This window comes from Streptococcus mitis, assembly GCF_003944325.1.
GTDB classification, from domain to species: domain Bacteria; phylum Bacillota; class Bacilli; order Lactobacillales; family Streptococcaceae; genus Streptococcus; species Streptococcus mitis_CW.
The window spans coordinates 37,868-60,347 of the sequence record NZ_RJPX01000003.1 but is presented as its reverse complement, the minus strand read 5'-3'; the positions used below and the strand labels follow the sequence as shown (position 1 = coordinate 60,347).

General features: G+C 40.1%; 23 protein-coding genes, 1 pseudogene and 1 other annotated feature. Of the genes and pseudogenes, 20 read left to right on the top strand and 4 right to left on the bottom strand.

The window, feature by feature from the left end:
• Nucleotides 1–76: 76 nt before the first annotated feature.
• The 8 genes from D8787_RS01985 (at nucleotide 77) to sufB (ending at nucleotide 7,913) form a co-directional block, all read left to right on the top strand.
• The gene (locus D8787_RS01985) at nucleotides 77–574 is read left to right on the top strand and encodes a GAF domain-containing protein (RefSeq protein ID WP_125420442.1); all 498 of its coding nucleotides are present in this window, start codon (nucleotides 77–79) and stop codon (nucleotides 572–574) included.
• On the top strand, nucleotides 574–2,232 hold the full coding sequence (dnaX, locus tag D8787_RS01980) for a DNA polymerase III subunit gamma/tau (RefSeq protein WP_125420441.1): 1,659 nt from the start codon (nucleotides 574–576) through the stop codon (nucleotides 2,230–2,232). Before D8787_RS01985 ends, dnaX begins: the two co-directional genes overlap by 1 nt.
• A 27-nt stretch (nucleotides 2,233–2,259) precedes the next feature.
• Entirely contained in the window at nucleotides 2,260–2,454 is a 195-nt protein-coding gene (locus D8787_RS01975) for a DUF3272 domain-containing protein (RefSeq protein WP_001081602.1), read from the top strand.
• 264 nt (nucleotides 2,455–2,718) lie between these two features.
• Nucleotides 2,719–3,489, top strand: a complete 771-nt coding sequence (sufC, locus tag D8787_RS01965) for a Fe-S cluster assembly ATPase SufC (protein ID WP_000114489.1) — start codon at nucleotides 2,719–2,721, stop codon at nucleotides 3,487–3,489.
• A gap of 27 nt (nucleotides 3,490–3,516) precedes the next feature.
• Complete coding sequence (gene sufD / locus D8787_RS01960) at nucleotides 3,517–4,779, top strand: Fe-S cluster assembly protein SufD (RefSeq protein WP_125420439.1); 1,263 nt, start codon at nucleotides 3,517–3,519, stop codon at nucleotides 4,777–4,779.
• Between the two features lie 10 nt (nucleotides 4,780–4,789).
• Nucleotides 4,790–6,016, top strand: coding sequence for a cysteine desulfurase (locus D8787_RS01955; RefSeq protein WP_125420437.1), 1,227 nt, complete (start codon nucleotides 4,790–4,792; stop codon nucleotides 6,014–6,016).
• Nucleotides 6,003–6,443, top strand: coding sequence for a Fe-S cluster assembly sulfur transfer protein SufU (gene sufU, locus D8787_RS01950; RefSeq protein ID WP_125420435.1), 441 nt, complete (start codon nucleotides 6,003–6,005; stop codon nucleotides 6,441–6,443). Before D8787_RS01955 ends, sufU begins: the two co-directional genes overlap by 14 nt.
• A 57-nt stretch (nucleotides 6,444–6,500) precedes the next feature.
• Complete coding sequence (sufB, locus tag D8787_RS01945; RefSeq protein WP_000797050.1) at nucleotides 6,501–7,913, top strand: Fe-S cluster assembly protein SufB; 1,413 nt, start codon at nucleotides 6,501–6,503, stop codon at nucleotides 7,911–7,913.
• Between the two features lie 83 nt (nucleotides 7,914–7,996).
• Here sufB and pbp3 read toward each other — a convergent pair whose 3' ends face one another.
• Nucleotides 7,997–9,238 (bottom strand): D-alanyl-D-alanine carboxypeptidase PBP3, encoded by a 1,242-nt coding sequence (pbp3, locus tag D8787_RS01940; protein WP_125420433.1) that lies wholly within the window; start codon nucleotides 9,236–9,238, stop codon nucleotides 7,997–7,999.
• Between the two features lie 102 nt (nucleotides 9,239–9,340).
• On the opposite strand from pbp3, the gene D8787_RS01935 reads away from it, so the two are divergent.
• Together D8787_RS01935 and tuf are read left to right on the top strand one after the other, a co-directional pair.
• A complete protein-coding gene (locus tag D8787_RS01935) occupies nucleotides 9,341–10,450 on the top strand; it encodes an AI-2E family transporter (RefSeq protein ID WP_125420431.1) in 1,110 nt (369 codons plus the stop codon).
• A gap of 205 nt (nucleotides 10,451–10,655) precedes the next feature.
• Nucleotides 10,656–11,852, top strand: a complete 1,197-nt coding sequence (gene tuf / locus D8787_RS01930) for an elongation factor Tu (RefSeq protein WP_001040724.1) — start codon at nucleotides 10,656–10,658, stop codon at nucleotides 11,850–11,852.
• A gap of 150 nt (nucleotides 11,853–12,002) precedes the next feature.
• Here the strand turns inward: tuf and D8787_RS01925 are convergent, their stop codons facing one another.
• Entirely contained in the window at nucleotides 12,003–13,085 is a 1,083-nt protein-coding gene (locus tag D8787_RS01925; RefSeq protein ID WP_125420429.1) for a DEAD/DEAH box helicase, read from the bottom strand.
• The gene (locus D8787_RS01920) at nucleotides 13,075–14,058 is read right to left on the bottom strand and encodes a Gfo/Idh/MocA family protein (RefSeq protein ID WP_125420427.1); all 984 of its coding nucleotides are present in this window, start codon (nucleotides 14,056–14,058) and stop codon (nucleotides 13,075–13,077) included. Before D8787_RS01920 ends, D8787_RS01925 begins: the two co-directional genes overlap by 11 nt.
• A gap of 141 nt (nucleotides 14,059–14,199) precedes the next feature.
• Between D8787_RS01920 and D8787_RS01915 the strand changes: the two genes are divergently transcribed.
• The 5 genes from D8787_RS01915 to D8787_RS01890 all read left to right on the top strand — a co-directional run bounded on the left by D8787_RS01915 (nucleotide 14,200) and on the right by D8787_RS01890 (nucleotide 16,782).
• On the top strand, nucleotides 14,200–14,904 hold the full coding sequence (locus D8787_RS01915) for a YoaK family protein (RefSeq protein ID WP_023947782.1): 705 nt from the start codon (nucleotides 14,200–14,202) through the stop codon (nucleotides 14,902–14,904).
• Nucleotides 14,905–14,962: 58 nt separating this feature from the next.
• Nucleotides 14,963–15,142, top strand: a sequence feature (ribosomal protein L21 leader region).
• Nucleotides 15,143–15,178: 36 nt separating this feature from the next.
• A complete protein-coding gene (gene rplU / locus D8787_RS01905; protein WP_000109141.1) occupies nucleotides 15,179–15,493 on the top strand; it encodes a 50S ribosomal protein L21 in 315 nt (104 codons plus the stop codon).
• A 15-nt stretch (nucleotides 15,494–15,508) separates the two neighbouring features.
• Entirely contained in the window at nucleotides 15,509–15,853 is a 345-nt protein-coding gene (locus D8787_RS01900) for a ribosomal-processing cysteine protease Prp (RefSeq protein WP_000613699.1), read from the top strand.
• A 16-nt stretch (nucleotides 15,854–15,869) separates the two neighbouring features.
• Nucleotides 15,870–16,163, top strand: coding sequence for a 50S ribosomal protein L27 (rpmA, locus tag D8787_RS01895; RefSeq protein ID WP_000916509.1), 294 nt, complete (start codon nucleotides 15,870–15,872; stop codon nucleotides 16,161–16,163).
• A 307-nt stretch (nucleotides 16,164–16,470) separates the two neighbouring features.
• Nucleotides 16,471–16,782: a DUF5301 domain-containing protein gene (locus tag D8787_RS01890; protein WP_260471370.1), complete on the top strand. Its 312-nt coding sequence runs from the start codon at nucleotides 16,471–16,473 to the stop codon at nucleotides 16,780–16,782.
• 272 nt (nucleotides 16,783–17,054) lie between these two features.
• On the opposite strand, the pseudogene D8787_RS11790 reads toward D8787_RS01890, so the two are convergent.
• Nucleotides 17,055–17,129 (bottom strand): annotated as a pseudogene (locus D8787_RS11790) (AraC family transcriptional regulator); the annotation flags it as partial.
• On the opposite strand from D8787_RS11790, the gene D8787_RS01885 reads away from it, so the two are divergent.
• The 5 genes from D8787_RS01885 (at nucleotide 17,122) to proB (ending at nucleotide 22,473) form a co-directional block, all read left to right on the top strand.
• Nucleotides 17,122–18,030 (top strand): LysR family transcriptional regulator, encoded by a 909-nt coding sequence (locus D8787_RS01885; protein ID WP_125420423.1) that lies wholly within the window; start codon nucleotides 17,122–17,124, stop codon nucleotides 18,028–18,030. The pseudogene D8787_RS11790 and the gene D8787_RS01885 sit on opposite strands and share 8 nt — an antisense overlap.
• Complete coding sequence (gene lspA / locus D8787_RS01880) at nucleotides 18,027–18,488, top strand: signal peptidase II (RefSeq protein WP_125420421.1); 462 nt, start codon at nucleotides 18,027–18,029, stop codon at nucleotides 18,486–18,488. The genes D8787_RS01885 and lspA overlap by 4 nt, the downstream gene beginning before the upstream one ends.
• A complete protein-coding gene (locus tag D8787_RS01875; protein ID WP_125420419.1) occupies nucleotides 18,478–19,365 on the top strand; it encodes an RluA family pseudouridine synthase in 888 nt (295 codons plus the stop codon). The genes lspA and D8787_RS01875 overlap by 11 nt, the downstream gene beginning before the upstream one ends.
• A 2-nt stretch (nucleotides 19,366–19,367) precedes the next feature.
• The gene (locus tag D8787_RS01870; RefSeq protein ID WP_125420417.1) at nucleotides 19,368–21,263 is read left to right on the top strand and encodes an MBL fold metallo-hydrolase; all 1,896 of its coding nucleotides are present in this window, start codon (nucleotides 19,368–19,370) and stop codon (nucleotides 21,261–21,263) included.
• 100 nt (nucleotides 21,264–21,363) lie between these two features.
• Entirely contained in the window at nucleotides 21,364–22,473 is a 1,110-nt protein-coding gene (gene proB, locus D8787_RS01865; protein WP_125420415.1) for a glutamate 5-kinase, read from the top strand.
• Nucleotides 22,474–22,480: the final 7 nt, after the last annotated feature.

Sequence of the window (22,480 nt, the reverse complement as noted above, 5' to 3'; positions counted from 1 at the left end):
AAATTCACAAAATCCTTTGTTTACTTAACAAGGGATTTTTCTTTTGTCTGTAAGTCTTTTTTGATATAATAGTTCTATGTTAGAATCAGAAAAACAATCGCGTTATCAAATGTTAAATGAAGAGCTCTCTTTTTTATTGGAAGGTGAAACCAATGTCTTGGCTAATCTTTCCAACGCCAGTGCTCTTTTAAAATCACGCTTTTCCAATACTGTATTTGCAGGCTTTTATTTGTTCGATGGAGAGGAATTGATTTTAGGTCCCTTCCAAGGAGGTGTTTCCTGTATCCGTATTGCACTAGGCAAGGGTGTTTGTGGGGAGGCAGCTCATTTTCAGGAAACTGTTCTGGTTGGTGATGTAACAACTTATCCCAACTATATTTCTTGTGATAGTCGAGCTAAAAGTGAAATTGTTGTGCCGATGATAAAGAATGGTCAATTACTTGGAGTTCTGGATTTGGATTCTTCAGAGATTGATGATTATGATGCTATGGATCGAGATTATTTGGAACAATTTGTCGCTATTTTGCTTGAAAAGACAGAATGGGACTTTACAATGTTTGGGGAGAAAGCCTAATGTATCAAGCACTTTATCGAAAATATAGAAGTCAAAACTTCTCCCAGTTGGTTGGACAGGAAGTTGTGGCTAAGACTCTTAAACAAGCAGTAGAGCAAGAGAAAATAAGTCACGCTTATCTTTTTTCTGGTCCTCGTGGAACGGGAAAAACCAGTGTAGCCAAGATTTTTGCCAAAGCTATGAACTGTCCAAATCAAGTGGGTGGTGAACCGTGTAATAACTGCTATATTTGTCAAGCAGTGACAGATGGTAGTTTAGAAGATGTCATTGAAATGGATGCAGCCTCTAATAATGGGGTAGATGAAATCCGTGAAATTCGTGATAAATCTACCTATGCGCCTAGTCTTGCCCGTTATAAGGTCTATATCATAGACGAGGTTCACATGCTGTCTACAGGGGCTTTTAATGCCCTCCTAAAGACGCTGGAAGAGCCAACACAGAATGTGGTCTTTATTTTGGCCACTACTGAATTGCACAAGATTCCTGCCACTATTCTATCCCGTGTGCAACGTTTTGAATTTAAATCGATTAAGACACAGGATATTAAGGAACATATCCACTATATCTTAGAAAAAGAAAATATCAGTTCTGAACCAGAGGCTGTGGAAATCATTGCCAGACGGGCTGAAGGTGGAATGCGAGACGCCTTGTCAATTTTGGATCAAGCCCTGAGTTTGACACAGGGAAATGAGCTGACGACTGCCATCTCTGAAGAAATTACTGGCACCATTAGTCTATCAGCCTTGGATAATTATGTGTTTGCCTTATCTCAACAGGATGTTCCCAAGGCTTTGTCTTGCTTGAATCTTCTTTTTGACAATGGTAAGAGCATGACTCGTTTTGTGACTGACCTTTTGCACTATTTAAGAGATTTGTTAATTGTTCAAACAGGGGGAGAAAACACTCATCATAGTCCAGTCTTTGTAGAGAATTTGGCACTTCCCCAGGAAAATTTGTTTGAAATGATTCGCTTAGCGACAGTCAGTTTAGCAGATATTAAGTCTAGTTTGCAGCCCAAGATTTATGCTGAGATGATGACCATCCGTTTGGCAGAGATTAAGCCTGAAGCAGCTCTTTCAGGGGCGGTTGAAAGTGAAATTTCTGCATTGAGACAGGAAGTTGCGCGTCTTAAGCAAGAACTAGCAAATGTAGGAACTATACCCAAGCCAACTAGTCCAGCACCTAGTCGCCCAGCAGCGGGCAAGACAGTCTATCGTGTGGATCGCAATAAAGTTCAATCTATCCTACAAGAGGCCGTTGAAAATCCTGATTTAGCACGTCAAAACCTGATTCGTCTGCAGAATGCCTGGGGAGAGGTGATTGAAAGTCTAGGAGGCCCTGATAAGGCTCTACTAGTTGGCTCTCAACCGGTTGCGGCCAATGAACACCATGCTATTCTTGCTTTTGAGTCTAACTTCAATGCTGGTCAAACCATGAAACGAGACAATCTCAACACCATGTTTGGCAATATCCTCAGTCAGGAAGCAGGTTTTTCACCTGAGATTTTAGCCATTTCCATGGAGGAATGGAAAGAAGTTCGCGCAGCCTTTTCAGCCAAAGCCAAATCTACTCAAACTGAAAAAGAAGTAGAAGAAGAAAGTCTGATTCCAGAAGGATTTGAATTTTTGGCTGATAAAGTGAAGGTAGAGGAAGACTAAAGAAAGATTTCATGCTACAATAAGTTTATGAATAGACAACAATTTATTATCATTGCACTGTTTACAGCTGCTGAGACCTATTTTTTCAATGAAGCCTGGATGACTGGTCGCTATATTATGGCAGCCTTTTGGGCCATTTTGCTCTTTAGAAATTTTCGAGTCAGTTACTTGATGGGTAAAATAGTAGATGTCATTGACCAGCATTTAAAAGGAAAAGACTAGTCCTCAGCTTCTAGACAAAATCAAAGCCTTTTAGGCTTTTTTTTGTTATACTATAAAAGTATATTTATTGACCTTTTATACTCTTCGAAAATCTCTTCAAACCACGTCAGCTTTATCTGCAACCTCAAAGCGGTGCTTTGAGCAACCTGCGGTTAGCTTCCTAGTTTGCTCTTTGATTTTTATTGAGTATTACCGTATTTTCTAGAGACAACTAGTATGTTTCTAGTAAGCACTGTAAAGGTCTTGAAAAAGAAAGGAACTATCATGTCAGTATTAGAGATCAAAGATCTTCACGTTGAGATTGAAGGAAAAGAAATTTTAAAAGGGGTTAACCTGACCCTTAAAACAGGAGAAATTGCCGCTATCATGGGACCAAATGGTACGGGTAAATCGACTCTTTCAGCCGCTATCATGGGAAATCCAAACTATGAAGTTACCAAAGGTGAAGTCTTGTTTGATGGCGTAAACATTCTTGAATTGGAAGTAGACGAGCGTGCGCGTATGGGACTTTTCCTTGCTATGCAATATCCGTCTGAAATTCCTGGAATTACCAATGCTGAGTTTCTTCGTGCAGCCATGAATGCTGGTAAAGAAGATGATGAGAAGATTTCAGTTCGTGAGTTCATTACTAAACTGGATGAGAAAATGGAATTGCTCAATATGAAAGAAGAAATGGCTGAGCGTTACCTCAACGAAGGCTTCTCTGGTGGTGAGAAAAAACGTAATGAAATTCTTCAACTTTTGATGTTGGAGCCAACATTTGCCCTTTTGGATGAGATTGACTCTGGTCTTGATATTGACGCTCTTAAAGTTGTGTCTAAAGGTGTTAATGCTATGCGTGGTGAAGGCTTTGGTGCTATGATTATCACTCACTACCAACGCCTTTTGAACTACATCACACCAGACGTGGTACACGTGATGATGGAAGGGCGTGTTGTCCTTTCTGGTGGTCCAGAATTGGCTGCGCGTTTGGAACGTGAAGGATACGCAAAACTAGCTGAAGAACTTGGCTACGACTACAAGGAAGAATTGTAATTCCCTCGTATCTTTTAGGAGAAGTAAATGACTAAAGAAAATATTAAACTTTTTTCAGAAATGCACGCTGAACCAAGCTGGTTGGCTGACCTCCGTCAAAAAGCTTTTGATAAAATTGAGAGCTTAGAATTACCAGTTATTGAGCGTGTCAAATTCCACCGTTGGAATCTGGGCGATGGAACGATTACAGAAAGTGAGCCATCAGCAAATGTTCCAGACTTCACAGCTTTAGATAACCACTTGAAGTTAGTGCAAGTAGGAACTCAGACTGTTTTTGAACAAACTCCAGTTGAGTTGGCTGAACAGGGTGTTGTCTTCACAGATTTCCATTCAGCTTTAGAAGAAATTCCAGAACTCGTAGAAGAATTCTTCATGTCATCTGTTAAGTATGACGATGACAAGTTGGCAGCCTACCACACAGCTTATTTCAACAGTGGTGCTGTTCTTTATATTCCTGATAACGTTGAGATTAAAGAACCAATCGAAGGAATTTTCTATCAAGACAGTGATAGTGATGTGCCGTTTAACAAGCATATTATGATTATCGCTGGTAAAAATTCTAAGATTAGTTATCTTGAACGTCTTGAGTCACGTGGTGAAGGCAGTGCAAAAGCGACTGCCAATATCACAGTTGAAGTGATTGCTCGTTCTGGTGCGCAAGTGAAATTTGCTGCTATCGATCGTCTAGGTGAAAACGTCACTGCTTACATTAGCCGTCGTGGTAAATTGGGCAACGATGCAAGTATTGACTGGGCAATCGGTGTTATGAACGAAGGAAATGTCGTTGCGGACTTTGATAGCGATTTGATTGGTAACGGTAGCCATGCCGACCTAAAAGTGGTAGCTCTTTCAAGTGGCCGTCAGGTACAAGGGATTGATACCCGAGTAACTAACTATGGTTGTAACTCAATCGGAAATATCCTCCAACATGGGGTTATACTTGAAAAAGCAACTTTAACCTTCAACGGTATCGGTCACATCATCAAGGGTGCCAAGGGAGCCGATGCGCAACAAGAAAGTCGTGTTCTCATGCTTTCAGACCAAGCGCGTTCAGATGCCAATCCAATTCTTTTGATTGATGAAAATGACGTAACTGCAGGACACGCGGCTTCTATCGGTCAGGTGGATCCAGAAGACATGTACTATCTCATGAGCCGTGGCTTGGATAAGGCAACTGCAGAACGCTTGGTTGTTCGTGGTTTCCTTGGCTCTGTTATCGTTGAGATTCCAGTCAAGGAAGTTCGTGATGAAATGATTGCAACGATCGAAGAAAAATTGTCAAAACGCTAAGGGGAAGCCTATGTTAGATGTAGAAGGGATTCGCAAGGATTTTCCAATTTTAGACCAGATTGTCAACGACGAACCTCTGGTCTATCTGGACAATGCTGCGACGACACAAAAACCACTAGCAGTACTGGAAATAATCAACCGCTACTATGAGCAGGACAATGCCAATGTTCACCGTGGTGTTCATACCTTAGCGGAACGGGCGACAGCATCCTATGAAGCTGCTCGTGAAACCATTCGTAAGTTTATAAATGCAGGGTCTACAAAAGAAGTTCTCTTCACCAGAGGAACGACAACCAGCCTTAACTGGGTAGCTCGCTTTGCTGAGGAGATTCTGACTGAGGGTGACCAGGTCTTGATTTCTGTCATGGAACACCATTCCAACATCATTCCTTGGCAGGAGGCCTGTCGAAAGACTGGAGCAGATCTGGTCTATGTTTATCTCAAGGATGGAGCCTTGGATATGGATGATTTTCGAGCTAAATTGACTGATAGAGTAAAGTTTGTCTCTCTAGCTCACGCATCCAATGTTCTTGGTGTGGTTAATCCTATCAAAGAAATCACGCAAATGGCCCACAAGGTTGGAGCTATCATGGTGGTAGATGGTGCTCAATCTACACCCCATATGAAGATTGATGTTCAGGACTTGGATGTGGACTTCTTCGCCTTTTCAGGTCACAAGATGGCGGGTCCAACTGGTATTGGTGTCCTTTACGGCAAAGAGAAGTATCTGGAACAAATGTCACCAGTTGAATTTGGCGGTGAGATGATTGATTTCGTCTATGAGCAATCTGCTAGTTGGAAAGAATTGCCTTGGAAATTTGAGGCTGGAACGCCAAATATGGCAGGTGCTATTGGACTTGCAGCAGCAGTGGATTATCTGGAAAAGATTGGTATGGATGCCATTGAAGCTCATGAGCAGGAATTGATTTCATACGTCTATCCAAAACTGCAGGCGATTGAAGGATTGACCATTTATGGTTCGCAGAACTTGGCTCAACGTTCAGGTGTCATTGCCTTTAATTTAGGTGACCTTCATCCGCATGACCTTGCAACAGCACTTGATTATGAAGGAGTAGCTGTTCGTGCAGGTCATCATTGCGCTCAACCTTTGCTCCAATATTTGGAAGTTCCAGCAACAGCTCGTGCAAGTTTTTATATCTACAATACCAAGGCAGATTGCGACAAGCTAGTCGATGCCCTAGAAAAGACAAAGGAGTTTTTCAATGGCACTTTCTAAACTAGATAGCCTTTATATGGCAGTGGTAGCGGACCATTCGAAAAATCCACATCATCAAGGGAAGTTGGATGATGCTGAACAAATCAGTCTCAACAATCCGACCTGTGGAGATGTCATAAACCTATCTGTCAAGTTTGATGCAGAAGACCGATTGGAGGATATCGCTTTTCTAAACTCAGGTTGTACCATCTCAACTGCTTCTGCTAGTATGATGACAGATGCTGTTTTGGGTAAGACTAAGCAAGAAGTTTTAGAACTTGCGACCATTTTTTCTGAAATGGTTCAAGGGCAAAAAGATGAACGCCAAGACCAACTAGGTGATGCAGCCTTCTTGTCAGGTGTTGCTAAATTTCCGCAACGGATTAAGTGTGCAACCTTGGCTTGGAATGCCCTTAAGAAAACAATTGAAAATCAAGAAAAAAAGTAAGACAAGTTTCTTTTGTCTTATGAACTATTAGAAATGAAGAATGAAAGAAAGGATATTATGGCTGAAGAAAGAGTAGAACCAAAACCAATTGATCTTGGTGAATATAAATTTGGTTTCCATGACGATGTAGAGCCTGTCCTATCGACAGGAAAAGGATTGAACGAAGATGTCATTCGCGAATTATCAGCTGCTAAGGGAGAACCTGAGTGGATGCTAGAATTCCGTTTGAAGTCTTATGAAACCTTCAAAAAAATGCCCATGCAAACTTGGGGAGCAGACTTGTCAGAGATTGACTTTGATGACTTGATTTACTACCAAAAACCATCTGATAAGCCAGCCCGTTCATGGGATGACGTTCCTGAAAAGATTAAAGAAACCTTTGAACGTATCGGGATTCCTGAAGCTGAGCGTGCTTATCTAGCCGGTGCCTCTGCCCAGTATGAGTCAGAAGTAGTTTACCACAATATGAAGGAAGAGTTCCAAAAATTGGGCATTATCTTTACAGATACAGATTCTGCCCTCAAGGAATACCCAGACTTGTTTAAACAATACTTTGCCAAGTTGGTACCGCCAACAGATAACAAGTTGGCTGCACTCAACTCAGCAGTATGGTCTGGTGGAACCTTTATTTACGTACCAAAAGGGGTCAAGGTAGATATCCCACTTCAAACTTACTTCCGTATCAACAACGAAAATACTGGTCAGTTTGAACGTACCTTGATTATCGTTGATGAGGGAGCAAGTGTCCACTACGTAGAAGGATGTACAGCACCAACTTATTCAAGTAACAGCTTGCACGCCGCCATCGTAGAAATCTTTGCCTTGGATGGAGCTTATATGCGTTATACAACCATCCAAAACTGGTCTGATAACGTTTATAACTTGGTTACTAAGCGTGCTAAAGCCCAAAAAGATGCGACTGTTGAGTGGATTGATGGAAACTTGGGTGCCAAAACAACCATGAAATACCCATCTGTTTACCTAGATGGAGAAGGGGCGCGTGGTACTATGCTCTCTATCGCCTTTGCCAATGCTGGGCAACACCAAGACACGGGTGCTAAGATGATCCACAACGCTCCACATACAAGCTCGTCTATCGTGTCTAAATCCATCGCTAAAGGCGGAGGAAAGGTTGACTACCGTGGACAGGTAACCTTTAACAAAAACTCTAAGAAGTCTGTTTCTCACATCGAGTGTGATACCATTATCATGGATGACTTGTCAGCATCAGATACCATTCCATTTAATGAAATTCATAACTCACAAGTTGCTTTGGAGCACGAAGCCAAGGTATCTAAGATTTCAGAAGAACAACTCTATTACCTCATGAGTCGTGGTTTGTCAGAATCTGAGGCAACAGAGATGATTGTCATGGGATTTGTAGAGCCCTTCACAAAAGAACTTCCAATGGAATATGCGGTTGAGCTGAACCGATTGATTAGCTATGAGATGGAAGGTTCAGTTGGGTAAAATTTGATTTTAAATTTACCCAAAATCAAGGACTTTGAAGAAGAACTTATAATAAAAAAATCGCGGTTTAAATCGCGATTTTTTTATAATTTTTCGTTGATAAATCGAATAAACTGATTCCACCAAATTTTTAAGAAGAAGGCTTTTTCAACTTTTTTTTCCGCTACCATTTCGAAACTAGGACGTTCAGTGGTAATGTAACCTTGACCAATCAAGTCCTTGTCTTCATAAGTCAAATGTCCAACCACTGTTCCAGCTTCAAGTGGTGCTGGGATTGCTTTGGAATCAGGTGTGAATTGAATAGATTGGGAAGATTGGCTCCCAACATGTTCAATTAGAGTGATATCATCTTTGGCAACTGCAGTGACAGCATCTTCTTTTCCATCTTGTACAGGAGCTTTGCTATCTTGATAGGCATCGCCTTTTTGAACGATTTTACGAAGCGTGAATGTAGAAGAGATATAATCCATTAGTGAAGATGTAGCTGTGAAACGAGCGTAAGGATTATTGTCTTGATGGTCTGCATTCAAAACAACTGTAATAACCCTCATTCCTTTCTCGACAGTAGTACCAACAAACGATTCTCCAGCTTTGTCTGTCGTTCCTGTCTTAAGTCCGTCAAAGCCACCTCGATGAGCAGGCATTCCTTCTAACATGTAGTTGGTCGAAGTGATTGTCATTCCAGCAAAAGTAGAAGAAGGTTTTTTTGTGATTTCCAAGACTTGTGGGTATTTTTTGATGAGGTTGCGAGCAACAATAGCGACATCATAAGCACTAAGCTTATTTTCCTCATCTTTTTTAGAACCTGGGTAAATGTTATCTCCTAGAGTTTCATTGTTAAGACCTGTCGTATTGACAACAGTGGCATCCTGAATTCCCCATTCCAAGAGTTTTGCCCGCATCATATCGACGAAATCTTTTTCTGAGCCAGCAATTTTCTCAGCTAGAGCAATGGCTGCGCTGTTAGCACTAGATACTAATGTTGCTTCAAGTAGTTGTTCGACAGTATAATTACGAGCCTCCATAGGAACGTTACTTGCTTCAGAATTTGTTGTCAATCGATAAGGATAATCTGAAATATCTACAGGAGTTGATAAGGTGATTGTTCCTTTATCTAATGCCTCATAAACAAGGTAGACTGTCAGTAGTTTTGTAATAGAGGCGATTTCGACTGGCTGAGTTGCATCTTTTTCATAAAGTATTTTACCAGTATTTGCTTCAACAGCAATGGCATGTTTAGCAGCAATATTAAAATCTTGAGCAGCAACAGTAGATGCAGAGCCAATCACGGATAAGCTTAGTAGAGTTAAAATGATTTTTTTCATAGTAAGTTTATTCTAACATAAAGAAAAAAATATTCCCAGTTTCACGATAGAAGAAAGAAGCTTTTTTGAAAGTGTGGTAAAATAGATGAATGGAGGTACCCCATGTTTCGTAAGAATAAATTATTTTTTTGGACTAGTGAGATTTTATTATTAACCATCATCTTTTATTTATGGAGACAGATGGGGGGGATTATAACGCCTTTTGTAAGTGTTGCAAACACCATCATGATTCCCTTTCTTCTAGGTAGTTTTTTATATTATTTGACCAATCCTATTGTAAATTTTTTACAAAAGTATTTCAAAATTAATCGTATCATTGGTATTCTACTAACTTTGTGTGCCTTGGTTTGGGGGCTAGTTATTGGGGTAGTCTATCTCTTACCGATTTTGGTCAATCAGTTGACCAGCTTGATTGCGACTAGCCAGACTATCTACAGTCGTTTACAAGATTTGATTGTGGATTTATCTACTTATCCAGCCTTTCAAAATTTAGATATTCAAGCGACTATTCAACAGTTAAATCTTTCTTATGTAGATATTTTACAAAATATACTAAATAGTGTGACCAATAGTGTCGGAAGTATCCTATCAGCTCTCTTTAGTACTGTTTTAATTATTATCATGACACCTGTGTTTTTGGTTTATTTTTTGTTAGATGGTCACAAATTTTTACCGATGCTTGAACGTACTGTTTTAAAGAGAGATAAGTTGCATATTGCAGGCCTCTTAAAAAATTTGAATGCGACAATTGCTCGATATATTAGTGGAGTCGCCATTGATGCGATTATTATTGGTTGTTTGGCCTTTATCGGATATAGCGTAATCGGTTTAAAATACGCTTTGGTCTTTGCCATCTTTTCAGGATTGGCCAATCTCATTCCGTATGTAGGACCAAGTATCGGCCTGATTCCAATGATTATCGCAAATGTCTTTACTGATCCTCATAGAATGCTGATTGCAGTTATTTATATGCTGATTGTTCAGCAAGTGGATGGGAACATCCTTTACCCTCGAATCGTTGGCGGAGTGATGAAGGTTCATCCAATTACGATTTTAGTATTACTTTTATTATCAAGTAACATCTATGGCGTCATTGGTATGATTGTGGCAGTACCAACCTATTCTATCTTAAAAGAAATTTCTAAGTTTTTATCACGTTTGTATGAAAATCATAAAATAATGAAAGAACGAGAAAGAGAATTAGCTAAGTAAAAGTCAGGAATTCCTGATTTTTCTTTTTGTTTAGCTAAGTGATAGGAGTAGAAGTGCCGTTTAGATTAGCCGATTAAGAATAATTCACAAAAACTTTGTAAAACACTTGCAATTTAGCTGAAATTTGATAAAATAGTAAGGAAAGTTAGACTGTATTGCCTACTGTCTATCTATAAAATATATTTTATTGGAGGCTTTTACTCAAATGGCAAAAGAAAAATACGATCGTAGTAAACCACACGTTAACATTGGTACTATCGGACACGTTGACCACGGTAAAACTACCCTAACTGCAGCTATCACAACTGTTTTGGCACGTCGTTTGCCTTCATCAGTTAACCAACCTAAAGACTATGCGTCTATCGATGCTGCTCCAGAAGAACGCGAACGCGGTATCACAATCAACACTGCGCACGTTGAGTACGAAACTGAAAAACGTCACTATGCTCACATCGACGCTCCAGGACACGCGGACTACGTTAAAAACATGATCACTGGTGCCGCTCAAATGGACGGAGCTATCCTTGTAGTAGCTTCAACTGATGGACCAATGCCACAAACTCGTGAGCACATCCTTCTTTCACGTCAGGTTGGTGTTAAACACCTTATCGTCTTCATGAACAAAGTTGACTTGGTTGACGACGAAGAATTGCTTGAATTGGTTGAAATGGAAATCCGTGACCTATTGTCAGAATACGACTTCCCAGGTGACGATCTTCCAGTTATCCAAGGTTCAGCTCTTAAAGCTCTTGAAGGTGATTCTAAATACGAAGACATCGTTATGGAATTGATGAACACAGTTGATGAGTACATCCCAGAACCAGAACGTGACACTGACAAACCATTGCTTCTTCCAGTCGAAGACGTATTCTCAATCACTGGACGTGGTACAGTTGCTTCAGGACGTATCGACCGTGGTATCGTTAAAGTCAACGACGAAATCGAAATCGTTGGTATCAAAGAAGAAACTCAAAAAGCAGTTGTTACTGGTGTTGAAATGTTCCGTAAACAACTTGACGAAGGTCTTGCCGGAGATAACGTAGGTGTCCTTCTTCGTGGTGTTCAACGTGATGAAATCGAACGTGGACAAGTTATCGCTAAACCAGGTTCAATCAACCCACACACTAAATTCAAAGGTGAAGTTTACATCCTTACTAAAGAAGAAGGTGGACGTCACACTCCATTCTTCAACAACTACCGTCCACAATTCTACTTCCGTACTACTGACGTTACAGGTTCAATCGAACTTCCAGCAGGTACTGAAATGGTAATGCCTGGTGATAACGTGACAATCGACGTTGAGTTGATCCACCCAATCGCCGTAGAACAAGGTACTACATTCTCTATCCGTGAGGGTGGACGTACTGTTGGTTCAGGTATGGTTACAGAAATCGAAGCTTAATTCGATTTAGTTCCCAGAAGAACAATTATTTAAGTCAGACACTAAAAGAATCTTGCTTTGCAAGGTTCTTTTTTCTGGTATTGAACTAAAATTGAAGTATTGCTTACAAAAAAGCTCCATACACTTGATGTGCATAGAGCAAATGGGGCTTCATTTGATATAGAGTTCTTGGTTTTTCAAGACAATTTCATGTAAGCTTGCAAATTTCTTGAGTTTTTTTAGTTCTTCTGGATGAGTGACGAGAGTGATAACATAACCTTCCTTGCCCATACGGCCAGTACGGCCAGCACGGTGGGTGTAGGTTTCGATGTCTCTAGGAACATCAAAGTTTACGACACACTCTAGACTATCGATATCAATTCCACGAGCCAGAAGGTCTGTTGCAAGAAGCAGGGTTAGTTGCTTGTCTCTAAACTTTTCTAAGATGACTTTTCTAAATTTGACATTAACATCACTAGCGAGGGAAACAGCCAAGATATCACGATACTGTAATTTTTCTTCTGCACTTCCAAGGTCTGATAGGCTGTTAAAGAAGACCAGTCCGCGGAAATCCTCTACATGAGTCAGCTTTCGTAGCATATCCACTCGGTGACGTTGATCTACCTGCATATAGAAATGTTGGATGTTGTCCAATTTTTGGTCAGAAAGATCAATGATACGTGTGTTGGGCGCAATCTTTTCTTGGTCAAACTTGGTCGTCGCACTCATGTAGACGAGTTGGTGGTCACGCGGTGCGTAGTGAGTGATTTTCTCGACAAAGTGAATCTGAGAATCATCTAGTAATTGGTCGAATTCATCCAGGATGATGGTTTCCACATTCATCATCTTGATTTTTTTCAATTTAATTAGTTCAAAGATACGGCCAGGAGTTCCAATCAGAATTTCTGGTCCTTTTTTTAGGCGTTCAATCTGGCGTTTCTGACTCGAACCTGATAAGAAGAGTTGGGCAGTCAAGCCGATAGTTTCTGCCCACGTTTTACATACATCAAAAATCTGACCAGCAAGTTCCGTATTTGGTGCTAGTATCAAGAGTTGTTGGGCTTTTTTCTTTTGTAGTCTGAGAAGACTTGGTAGGAGATAAGCGAGGGTCTTGCCAGTTCCTGTTGGGCTCACTCCTAGAAGATTTTCTCCTGCAAGAAGTGGCTCAAATAGTTGAGTTTGAATGGGGGTAAATTCTTGGAAACCGAGTTGGTCGCTCAGTTCTTGCCATTCAGTCGGTAGTTTAGTTTTCATTTTCTGCCTCAAATCTAATGCCAGCAGTCTGGCGCATGGTATATAGTAGATCATGAACAGAGCCTGCATCATCCAGCCAATTCTGGTAGAGTGTCTGGTCTGGTTGCTGAATCATCTGTGCAAATGCAGCGACTTCCTCAGTCATCGTATGAGGAGCCTGTTGGATAGGAAGATGGACTTGATTTCCTTGGTGGTCGCTAAAAATAGCTGAGCGAACATGTTCAATCGTGTTGAGAGTCAAGGTTCCATCTGCTGTGTAAATCTCGCAAGGAAGATTGGAAGTGATGTTTTTCCCAGCCTTGATATGAACTTGAAAGTCAGTGTAAAAGAGGATTCCGTCTCCATTCAGGTCAATACTATTGTCAAGCTGTTGCCCCTGATAGGTTGCGTCCTGAGCCTTTCCCAAAAGACGAACGGCAGCGTAGAGGGGATAAATCCCCAAATCCATAAGGGCTCCTCCAGCAAAATGGTTTGAAAAGACGTTAGGTGTCTGTCCAGCCAATAAGTCCGGCATCTTGGAAGAATATTTGGCATAATTGAAATCAGCTCCTAAGATTTGCTTGTCTGCCAAAAAACTCTTGATAGTAGTGAAAGCCTTTTCGTGATAATTACGAGCTGCCTCAAAGATAAAACAGTGATTTTCCTCAGCCGTTTGAATCAGATTCAGCCATTCTTGTGGTTGAGTGACAGCTGGCTTTTCAAGAATGACGTGTTTACCAGCAGTCAAGGCAGCTTTTGCCTGAGCAAAATGTAAGGAGTTTGGACTAGCAATATAGACTACATCAAAGGAAGACCTGAAGAAGTCCTCTACTTGATCAAAGAGTTGGATATCCTGATAGCGAGAAGCAAAGGTTGCTGCAGTTTCTAGTTTTCTAGAATAGACTGCGACCAGCTTGTATTCTCCACTGGTATGGGCTGCTTCTATGAAGTGGTGGCTGATAGCCCCTGTTCCGATGACACCTAATTTAAGCATAGTTACTCCTTTTCCGATTTCAAATCCTTCTTTCATTATAACATAGATAGACGGGACTATCCAACAGAGGGTAAAAAATTTCAAATAAGCTACTAGGTCTTTTCCAAAGAAAGTGGTACAATAATAAGATGAGTAAATGAAATGGGAGGGAAAATGAGGTTACTACCTATAAGAAAAATATCACGTCAGTCTAAGAGGCTAGCGCTTTTTTTGACTTTTTGTGCAGGATATGTAGATGCCTATACTTTTATTGTGCGAGGGAATACTCTTGTAGCTGGACAAACTGGGAATGTTGTCTTTCTATCAGTAGAATTAATCCAAAATAATGTTTCAGATGTTAGGGACAAGGTTCTCACCTTACTAGCTTTTATGATGGGTGTCTTTTTATTAACTGTTTATAAGGAAAAATTGAGAATTGTGAAAAAACCAATTTTGTCATTGCTTCCTTTGGCAATCTTATCAATCATTATTGGTTTTGTGCCTCAGACTGTGGATAATATCTATTTAGTACCGCCCTTGGCCTTCTGTATGGGGTTGGTGACAACCGCTTTTGGAGAAGTATCGGGTATTGCTTATAACAATGCCTTTATGACAGGAAATATCAAACGGACCATGCTGGCTTTTGGAGATTATTTCCGAACCAAGCACACTCCTTTTTTGCGTGAAGGGTTCATATTTGTTAGCCTGCTTAGTAGTTTTGTCCTTGGCGTTGTCTTTTCAGCCTATTTGACGATTTTCTATCATGAAAAGACCATTCTTGGTGTTCCTATTATGATGAGTATTTTTTATCTCAGTATGCTTTTTGCCTCGTGGCAGAAAAAAGTAAAAGAAAAAGCTTCATTTTAGGTGTTATTACTTGTAAGAAAATAGGAGATATGCTATACTTGAAGAGTTGACTATGCACATTCCTGTGCAACCGCACGAACATCGTTGCTCGTCGTATAACAAATTTAAACTTCGTCGTTGTCGCCTTGCCTAACATAAGTTATGCCTTCGGCTCAATTCCTAGTTTATTCTTTGTTATACTTAGAGCTCTTCTTTTAAGTGGTTCGTCCCACGATGCTAGGCGAGTCTTCACAAAAAATTCGGGGAAACCCATAAAAATCATAGGAGGTGCATAATGAGCACATACGCAATTATCAAAACTGGCGGAAAACAAGTTAAAGTTGAAGTTGGTCAAGCAGTTTACGTTGAAAAATTGAACGTTGAAGCTGGTCAAGAAGTTACTTTTAACGAAGTTGTTCTTGTTGGTGGTGAAAACACTGTTGTCGGAACTCCACTTGTTGCTGGAGCTACTGTAGTTGGAACTGTTGAAAAACAAGGAAAACAAAAGAAAGTTGTTACTTACAAGTACAAACCTAAAAAAGGTAGCCACCGTAAACAAGGTCACCGTCAACCATATACAAAAGTTGTCATCAACGCAATCAACGCTTAATTTTAAGGAGAACACATGATACAAGCAGTCTTTGAGAGAGCCGAAGATGGCGAGCTGAGGAGTGCGGAAATTACTGGACACGCCGAGAGTGGCGAATACGGCTTAGATGTCGTGTGTGCATCGGTTTCTACGCTTGCCATTAACTTTATCAATTCTATTGAGAAATTTGCAGGCTATGAACCAATCCTAGAATTAAACGAAGATGAAGGTGGCTATCTGATGGTTGAAATTCCAAAAGATCTTCCTTCACACCAGAGAGAAATGACCCAGTTATTCTTTGAATCATTTTTCTTAGGTATGGCAAACTTATCGGAGAACTCTTCTGAGTTCGTCCAAACCAGAGTTATCACAGAAAACTAACACGGAGGAAAACATTATGTTAAAAATGACTCTTAACAACTTGCAACTTTTCGCCCACAAAAAAGGTGGAGGTTCTACATCAAACGGACGTGATTCACAAGCGAAACGTCTTGGAGCTAAAGCAGCTGACGGACAAACTGTAACAGGTGGATCAATCCTTTATCGTCAACGTGGTACACACATCTATCCAGGTGTAAACGTTGGACGTGGTGGAGATGATACTTTGTTCGCTAAAGTTGAAGGTGTAGTACGCTTTGAACGTAAAGGACGCGATAAAAAACAAGTTTCTGTTTACCCAATCGCTAAATAAAAAGGTCCAGTGAACCTTTTTATCCCGAGCCTTGAACTGTAAAGGCGAGGAAGCTAGAAGTAGCATAAAATTAGGCTTTCCGAGTTTTCGGAGAGCCTGTTTTTTGTTTTGGTACTCATATTTTAAAATCCTATGTAAGAAGCGAACTTGTCGGCTACTTTATTTTACAATGAAAAAATAGTTGAAAGTAGNGCTTTTACAGTAGTGAATTTTATAAGGGAATAAGATATTGTAAAAATTGCTAAGATTTGATATGATAATTGNATCTTAGTAAGGAAGCAGGGATATGGAAAGGATGTAAACCTGTATGAAAAAGCTTTTTGCCATAATAGTCTGTTCAATTTCTTTTCTTGTTTTATCTGCTTGTGTTAGTAAGAAAAAATTGATTCTTCCTGAACCTGAAACGGTCTCTGTAATTTCCTTGAAGAAAAAAATTTCTAAAAATGTTAAAACAATAACCAAGAGGGAAGAAATTTCAAAATTGATTGAGGAGATACAGAAACAGTCCAAATCTACAACTTTGGAGAGTTTCAATGATCAACCGACAAATGATAAAGATTACATCATTATCAAATTCACTCATCAGAATGAAGAAAATGATAGTGTAGCCTATCTATAAACTATGAAAGAAAAACAGTATATTGAACAGCCTTATGTTGGGATCTGGGAGATAAGTCCAGATATAGTTAATAGGATTGAAGAGTTTTTTCTAGTTGATTTATAGAATTCAAGAAATTTTTAGAGAGTTTTCTTGTATCATGTTTTAAACGGTAAATCAACAAGATTTGCTGTTTTTATTTGTTTGAACCAAAATGAGGACTGAAAAAGATATCATTCTAACTCTTGTATTGGGATGTTAGAGTCTCATTTGAGACTTGAAAAGTTCCTGATTTTTTTCCTTTTTGGAAAACTTCTAAAATATGGTATAATGAAAAGATAAAGAAGTTGGGAGTAGAAGATGAACATTCAACAATTACGCTACGTTGTGGCTATTGCGAATAGCGGTACTTTTCGTGAAGCTGCTGAAAAGATGTATGTTAGTCAGCCGAGTCTGTCCATTTCTGTTCGTGATTTGGAAAAAGAGTTGGGTTTTAAGATTTTCCGTCGGACTAGCTCAGGGACTTTCTTGACCCGTCGTGGGATGGAATTTTATGAAAAAGCGCAAGAATTGGTCAAGGGATTTGATATTTTTCAAAATCAGTATGCCAATCCTGAAGAAGAAAAAGATGAATTTTCCATTGCTAGTCAGCACTATGACTTCTTGCCACCAACTATTACGGCCTTTTCAGAGCGCTATCCTGATTATAAGAACTTCCGTATTTTTGAATCAACTACTGTTCAAATCTTAGATGAAGTAGCACAAGGTCACAGTGAGATTGGGATTATCTACCTTAACAATCAAAATAAAAAGGGTATTATGCAGCGGGTTGAAAAGCTAGGTCTGGAAGTCATTGAATTGATTCCCTTCCATACCCATATTTATCTCCGTGAGGGGCATCCTTTGGCTCAGAAAGAGGAATTGGTTATGGGGGATCTAGCGGATCTACCAACGGTTCGTTTTACTCAAGAGAAAGACGAGTACCTTTATTATTCGGAGAACTTTGTTGATACCAGCGCTAGCTCACAGATGTTTAATGTGACAGACCGTGCTACCTTGAATGGTATTTTGGAGCGGACGGACGCCTATGCGACAGGTTCTGGATTTTTAGATAGTGACAGTGTCAATGGAATCACAGTTATTCGTCTCAAGGATAATTTGGATAACCGCATGGTCTATGTTAAACGTGAAGAAGTGGAGCTTAGTCAAGCTGGGACTCTCTTTGTAGAAGTCATGCAAGAATATTTTAATCAGAAGAGGAAATCATGAAAAAAAGAGGAATAGTGGCAGTCGTTGTACTGCTTTTGATTGCGCTGGATCAGTTAGTCAAATCCTATATCGTCTGGCAGATTCCACTAGGTGAAGTGCGCTCTTGGATACCCAATCTCGTTAGCTTGACCTACCTGCAAAATCGAGGGGCAGCCTTTTCTATCTTACAAGATCAGCAGTTGTTATTCGCTATCATTACTCTGGTTGTCGTGGTAGGTGCCATTTGGTATCTACATAAACATATGGAGGACTCACTCTGGATGGTCTTAGGTTTGACCTTGATCATCGCAGGTGGACTTGGAAATTTTATTGACAGGATCGGTCAGGGATTTGTTGTGGATATGTTCCACCTTGACTTTATCAATTTTGCAATTTTCAATGTTGCAGATAGCTATCTGACAGTTGGAGTGATTATTTTATTGATTGCAATGCTAAAAGAGGAAATAAATGGAAATTAAAATTGAAACTGGTGGCCTGCGTTTGGATAAGGCTTTGTCGGATTTGACAGAATTATCACGCAGTCTCGCGAATGAACAAATTAAATCAGGCCAGGTCTTGGTCAATGGCCAAGTCAAGAAAGCTAAATACACTGTCCAAGAGGGCGATATCGTCACTTACCATGTGCCAGAACCAGAGGTCTTAGAGTATGTGGCTGAGGATATTCCGCTAGAGATTATCTACCAAGATGAGGATGTCGCCGTCGTTAACAAACCTCAGGGAATGGTGGTGCATCCGAGTGCTGGTCATACCAGCGGAACCCTAGTAAACGCCCTTATGTATCATATTAAGGACTTGTCGGGTATCAATGGGGTTTTACGCCCAGGAATTGTTCATCGTATTGATAAGGATACATCAGGCCTTCTCATGATTGCTAAAAACGATGAGGCGCATCTAGCACTTGCCCAAGAACTCAAGGATAAAAAGTCTTTACGTAAATATTGGGCGATTGTTCATGGAAATCTACCAAATGATCGTGGTGTGATTGAAGCACCGATTGGTCGTAGTGAAAAAGACCGTAAGAAACAGGCTGTGACTGCGAAAGGGAAGCCTGCAGTGACGCGTTTTCACGTCTTGGAACGTTTTGGTGATTACAGTTTAGTGGAGCTGCAGCTGGAAACAGGTCGCACTCATCAAATCCGTGTTCATATGGCTTACATCGGTCATCCAGTCGCTGGTGATGAAGTCTATGGTCCACGTAAGACCCTGAAAGGGCTTGGGCAATTTCTTCATGCCAAGACTTTAGGTTTTACTCATCCGAGAACAGGTGAGATTTTGGAATTTACAGCAGATATCCCAGAGATATTTAAGGAAACATTAGAGAGACTGAGGAAGTAAGAATGAAAAAGAAATTAACTAGTTTAGCCCTTGCAAGCACTTTTTTAGCTTTGTCATGGTATGGGAATGTTCAAGCTCAAGAAAGTTCAGGAAATAAAATTCACTTTATCAATGTTCATGAAGGTGGCAGTGATGCGATTATTCTTGAAAGTAATGGACATTTTGCCATGGTGGATACAGGAGAAGATTATGATTTCCCAGACGGCAGTGATTCTCGTTATCCATGGAGACAGGGGATCAATACCACTTATAAGCATGTTCTAACAGATCGTGTCTTTCGTCGTTTGAAGGAATTGGGTGCCCAAAAACTTGATTTTATTTTGGTTACCCATACTCACAGCGATCATATTGGAAATGTTGATGAATTACTGTCTACCTATCCAGTTGACCGAGTCTATCTTAAGAAATATAGTGATAATCGTATTACTAAGCCTGAACGTCTTTGGGATAATCTGTATGGCTATGATAAGGTTTTACAGACTGCCGCAGAAAAAGGTGTTTCAGTGATTCAAAACATCACACAAGGAGATGCTCATTTTCAGTTTGGGGACATGGATATTCAGCTCTATAATTATGAAAATGAATATGATGAGAATGGAAATCTTAAACCTGTTTGGGATGATAATTCCAATTCCTTGATTAGTGTGGTGAAAGTTAATGGCAAGAAAATTTACCTTGGCGGCGACTTAGATAATGTTCATGGAGCGGAAGACAAGTATGGTTCTCTTATTGGAAAAGTTGATTTGATGAAGTTTAATCATCATTTAGATACAAAAAATTCTAATACAAAAAATTTTATAAAAAATTTGTCTCCTGAGATAATTGTTCAAACTTCTTCCTCACCAATTGGTTCGTATGATAGCGGTCAAGAAATAAATAGGGAATATATTAGCTGGCTTGAATCAATGGGAATTCAACATATAAACGCAGCCAGCAAAGATTATGATGCGACAGTTTTTGATATTCGAAAAGATGGGTTTGTCAATATTTCAAAATCTTACAAGCCGATTCCAAGTTTTCAAGCTGGCTGGCATAAGAGTGCATATGGGAATTGGTGGTATCAAGCACCTGATTCTACAGGAGAGTATGCTGTTGGTTGGAATGAAATTAAGAGTGACTGGTATTACTTTAACCAAACGGGTATCTTGTTACAGGATCAATGGAAAAAATGGAACAATCATTGGTTCTATTTGACAGACTCTGGTGCTGCTGCAAAAAATTGGAAGAAAATCGATGGAATCTGGTATTATTTCAACAAAGAAAACCAGATGGAAATTGGTTGGATTCAAGATAAAGAACAGTGGTATTATTTGGATGTTGATGGCTCTATGAAGACAGGTTGGCTTCAATATAAGGGTCAATGGTATTACTTTGCCCAATCAGGGGAAATGAAAACGGGTTGGGTAAAAGATAAAGAAACCTGGTACTATATGGACTCTGCTGGTATCATGAAGACAGGTGAGATAGAAATTGCTGGTCATCATTACTACCTAGAAGATTCAGGAGCTATGAAGCAAGGTTGGCTTAAAAAGGCAAACGATTGGTACTTCTACAAGGCAGACGGTTCACGATCTGTGGGTTGGATCAAAGACAAGGATAAATGGTACTTCTTGAAAGAAAATGGTCAATTACTTGTGAATGGTAAGACACCAGAAGGCTATACTGTTGATTCAAGTGGTGTCTGGTTAGTGGATGTTCCAGTAGAGAAAACTGTTACAACTAGAGTTACAAGTCATTCAGAAACAAAAGAATCCAGTGAAGTAGTGAAAAAAGATCTTGAAAATAAAGAAACGAGTCAACATGAAAGTGTTCCAAGTTCTTCGACTAGTCAGGATTTGACTTCTTCAACTTCACAAAGCTCTGAAACGATTGTAAACAGATCTGAATTAGAACAGTAGTAAAAAAGAAGGTTTTAGGGCCTTCTTTTTCCTATCAACTCTTTTCTATTTTCTGTCATTCATGTTATAATGGATAAATACGAAGAATCGGAGTGAGACTATGAAATACAAACGGATTGTCTTTAAGGTGGGAACTTCTTCTCTGACGAATGAGGATGGAAGTTTATCACGTAGTAAGGTAAAAGCTATTACCCAGCAGTTGGCGATGTTGCACGAGGCTGGTCATGAATTGATTTTGGTGTCTTCAGGTGCCATTGCGGCAGGTTTTGGTGCCTTAGGATTTAAAAAGCGTCCGACTAAGATTGCTGATAAACAGGCTTCAGCAGCGGTAGGACAAGGGCTTTTGTTGGAAGAATACACAACTAATCTTCTCTTACGTCAAATCGTTTCTGCACAAATCTTGCTGACCCAGGACGACTTTGTGGATAAGCGCCGTTATAAAAATGCCCATCAGGCCTTGTCGGTTCTACTTAGCCGTGGGGCAATTCCAATCATCAACGAGAATGATAGTGTCGTCATTGATGAGCTCAAGGTTGGGGACAATGACACTTTAAGTGCCCAGGTAGCGGCCATGGTCCAAGCTGACCTTTTGGTTCTCTTGACAGATGTAGACGGTCTTTATACTGGAAATCCTAATTCAGACCCAAGAGCCAAACGCTTGGAGCGAATCGAGACCATCAATCGTGAGATTATCGATATGGCTGGTGGAGCTGGCTCTTCAAACGGAACTGGAGGCATGTTAACCAAAATCAAGGCTGCAACTATTGCGACAGAATCAGGAGTACCTGTTTATATTTGTTCATCCTTGAAAGCTGATGCTATGATAGAGGCAGCAGAGAAGACCAAGGATGGTTCTTACTTTGTTGCACAGGAGAAAGGGCTCCGTACCCAGAAACAATGGCTAGCTTTTTATGCCAAAAGTCAGGGTTCTATTTGGGTTGATAAAGGAGCTGCTGAAGCTCTCTCTCAACATGGAAAGAGTCTTCTCTTATCTGGTGTAGTTGACGCAGAAGGGGCCTTTTCTTACGGTGATATCGTGACAGTATTTGACAAGGAAAGTGGAAAATCACTTGGAAAAGGACGCGTGCAATTTGGAGCATCTGCTTTGGAGGACATGTTGCGTTCTCAAAAAGCTAAGGGTGTCTTGATTCACCGTGATGACTGGATTTCCATTACTCCTGAAATCCAACTACTCTTTACAGAATTTTAGAGGTAAA

Excerpts from the sequence above, each read along its gene's own strand:
- D8787_RS01925 (WP_125420429.1), bottom strand. The coding sequence starts at position 13,085 with ATGAAAACTAAACTACCGACTGAATGGCAAGAACTGAGCGACCAACTC.
- rpmA (WP_000916509.1), top strand. The coding sequence starts at position 15,870 with ATGTTAAAAATGACTCTTAACAACTTGCAACTTTTCGCCCACAAAAAA.
- dnaX (WP_125420441.1), top strand. The coding sequence starts at position 574 with ATGTATCAAGCACTTTATCGAAAATATAGAAGTCAAAACTTCTCCCAG.
- tuf (WP_001040724.1), top strand. The coding sequence starts at position 10,656 with ATGGCAAAAGAAAAATACGATCGTAGTAAACCACACGTTAACATTGGT.
- sufU (WP_125420435.1), top strand. The coding sequence starts at position 6,003 with ATGGCACTTTCTAAACTAGATAGCCTTTATATGGCAGTGGTAGCGGAC.
- proB (WP_125420415.1), top strand. The coding sequence starts at position 21,364 with ATGAAATACAAACGGATTGTCTTTAAGGTGGGAACTTCTTCTCTGACG.
- D8787_RS01870 (WP_125420417.1), top strand. The coding sequence starts at position 19,368 with ATGAAAAAGAAATTAACTAGTTTAGCCCTTGCAAGCACTTTTTTAGCT.
- lspA (WP_125420421.1), top strand. The coding sequence starts at position 18,027 with ATGAAAAAAAGAGGAATAGTGGCAGTCGTTGTACTGCTTTTGATTGCG.
- sufB (WP_000797050.1), top strand. The coding sequence starts at position 6,501 with ATGGCTGAAGAAAGAGTAGAACCAAAACCAATTGATCTTGGTGAATAT.
- rplU (WP_000109141.1), top strand. The coding sequence starts at position 15,179 with ATGAGCACATACGCAATTATCAAAACTGGCGGAAAACAAGTTAAAGTT.
- D8787_RS01890 (WP_260471370.1), top strand. The coding sequence starts at position 16,471 with ATGAAAAAGCTTTTTGCCATAATAGTCTGTTCAATTTCTTTTCTTGTT.
- D8787_RS01985 (WP_125420442.1), top strand. The coding sequence starts at position 77 with ATGTTAGAATCAGAAAAACAATCGCGTTATCAAATGTTAAATGAAGAG.
- D8787_RS01975 (WP_001081602.1), top strand. The coding sequence starts at position 2,260 with ATGAATAGACAACAATTTATTATCATTGCACTGTTTACAGCTGCTGAG.
- pbp3 (WP_125420433.1), bottom strand. The coding sequence starts at position 9,238 with ATGAAAAAAATCATTTTAACTCTACTAAGCTTATCCGTGATTGGCTCT.
- D8787_RS01920 (WP_125420427.1), bottom strand. The coding sequence starts at position 14,058 with ATGCTTAAATTAGGTGTCATCGGAACAGGGGCTATCAGCCACCACTTC.
- D8787_RS01885 (WP_125420423.1), top strand. The coding sequence starts at position 17,122 with ATGAACATTCAACAATTACGCTACGTTGTGGCTATTGCGAATAGCGGT.
- sufC (WP_000114489.1), top strand. The coding sequence starts at position 2,719 with ATGTCAGTATTAGAGATCAAAGATCTTCACGTTGAGATTGAAGGAAAA.
- D8787_RS01875 (WP_125420419.1), top strand. The coding sequence starts at position 18,478 with ATGGAAATTAAAATTGAAACTGGTGGCCTGCGTTTGGATAAGGCTTTG.
- D8787_RS01900 (WP_000613699.1), top strand. The coding sequence starts at position 15,509 with ATGATACAAGCAGTCTTTGAGAGAGCCGAAGATGGCGAGCTGAGGAGT.
- D8787_RS01915 (WP_023947782.1), top strand. The coding sequence starts at position 14,200 with ATGGGAGGGAAAATGAGGTTACTACCTATAAGAAAAATATCACGTCAG.
- D8787_RS01955 (WP_125420437.1), top strand. The coding sequence starts at position 4,790 with ATGTTAGATGTAGAAGGGATTCGCAAGGATTTTCCAATTTTAGACCAG.
- D8787_RS01935 (WP_125420431.1), top strand. The coding sequence starts at position 9,341 with ATGTTTCGTAAGAATAAATTATTTTTTTGGACTAGTGAGATTTTATTA.
- sufD (WP_125420439.1), top strand. The coding sequence starts at position 3,517 with ATGACTAAAGAAAATATTAAACTTTTTTCAGAAATGCACGCTGAACCA.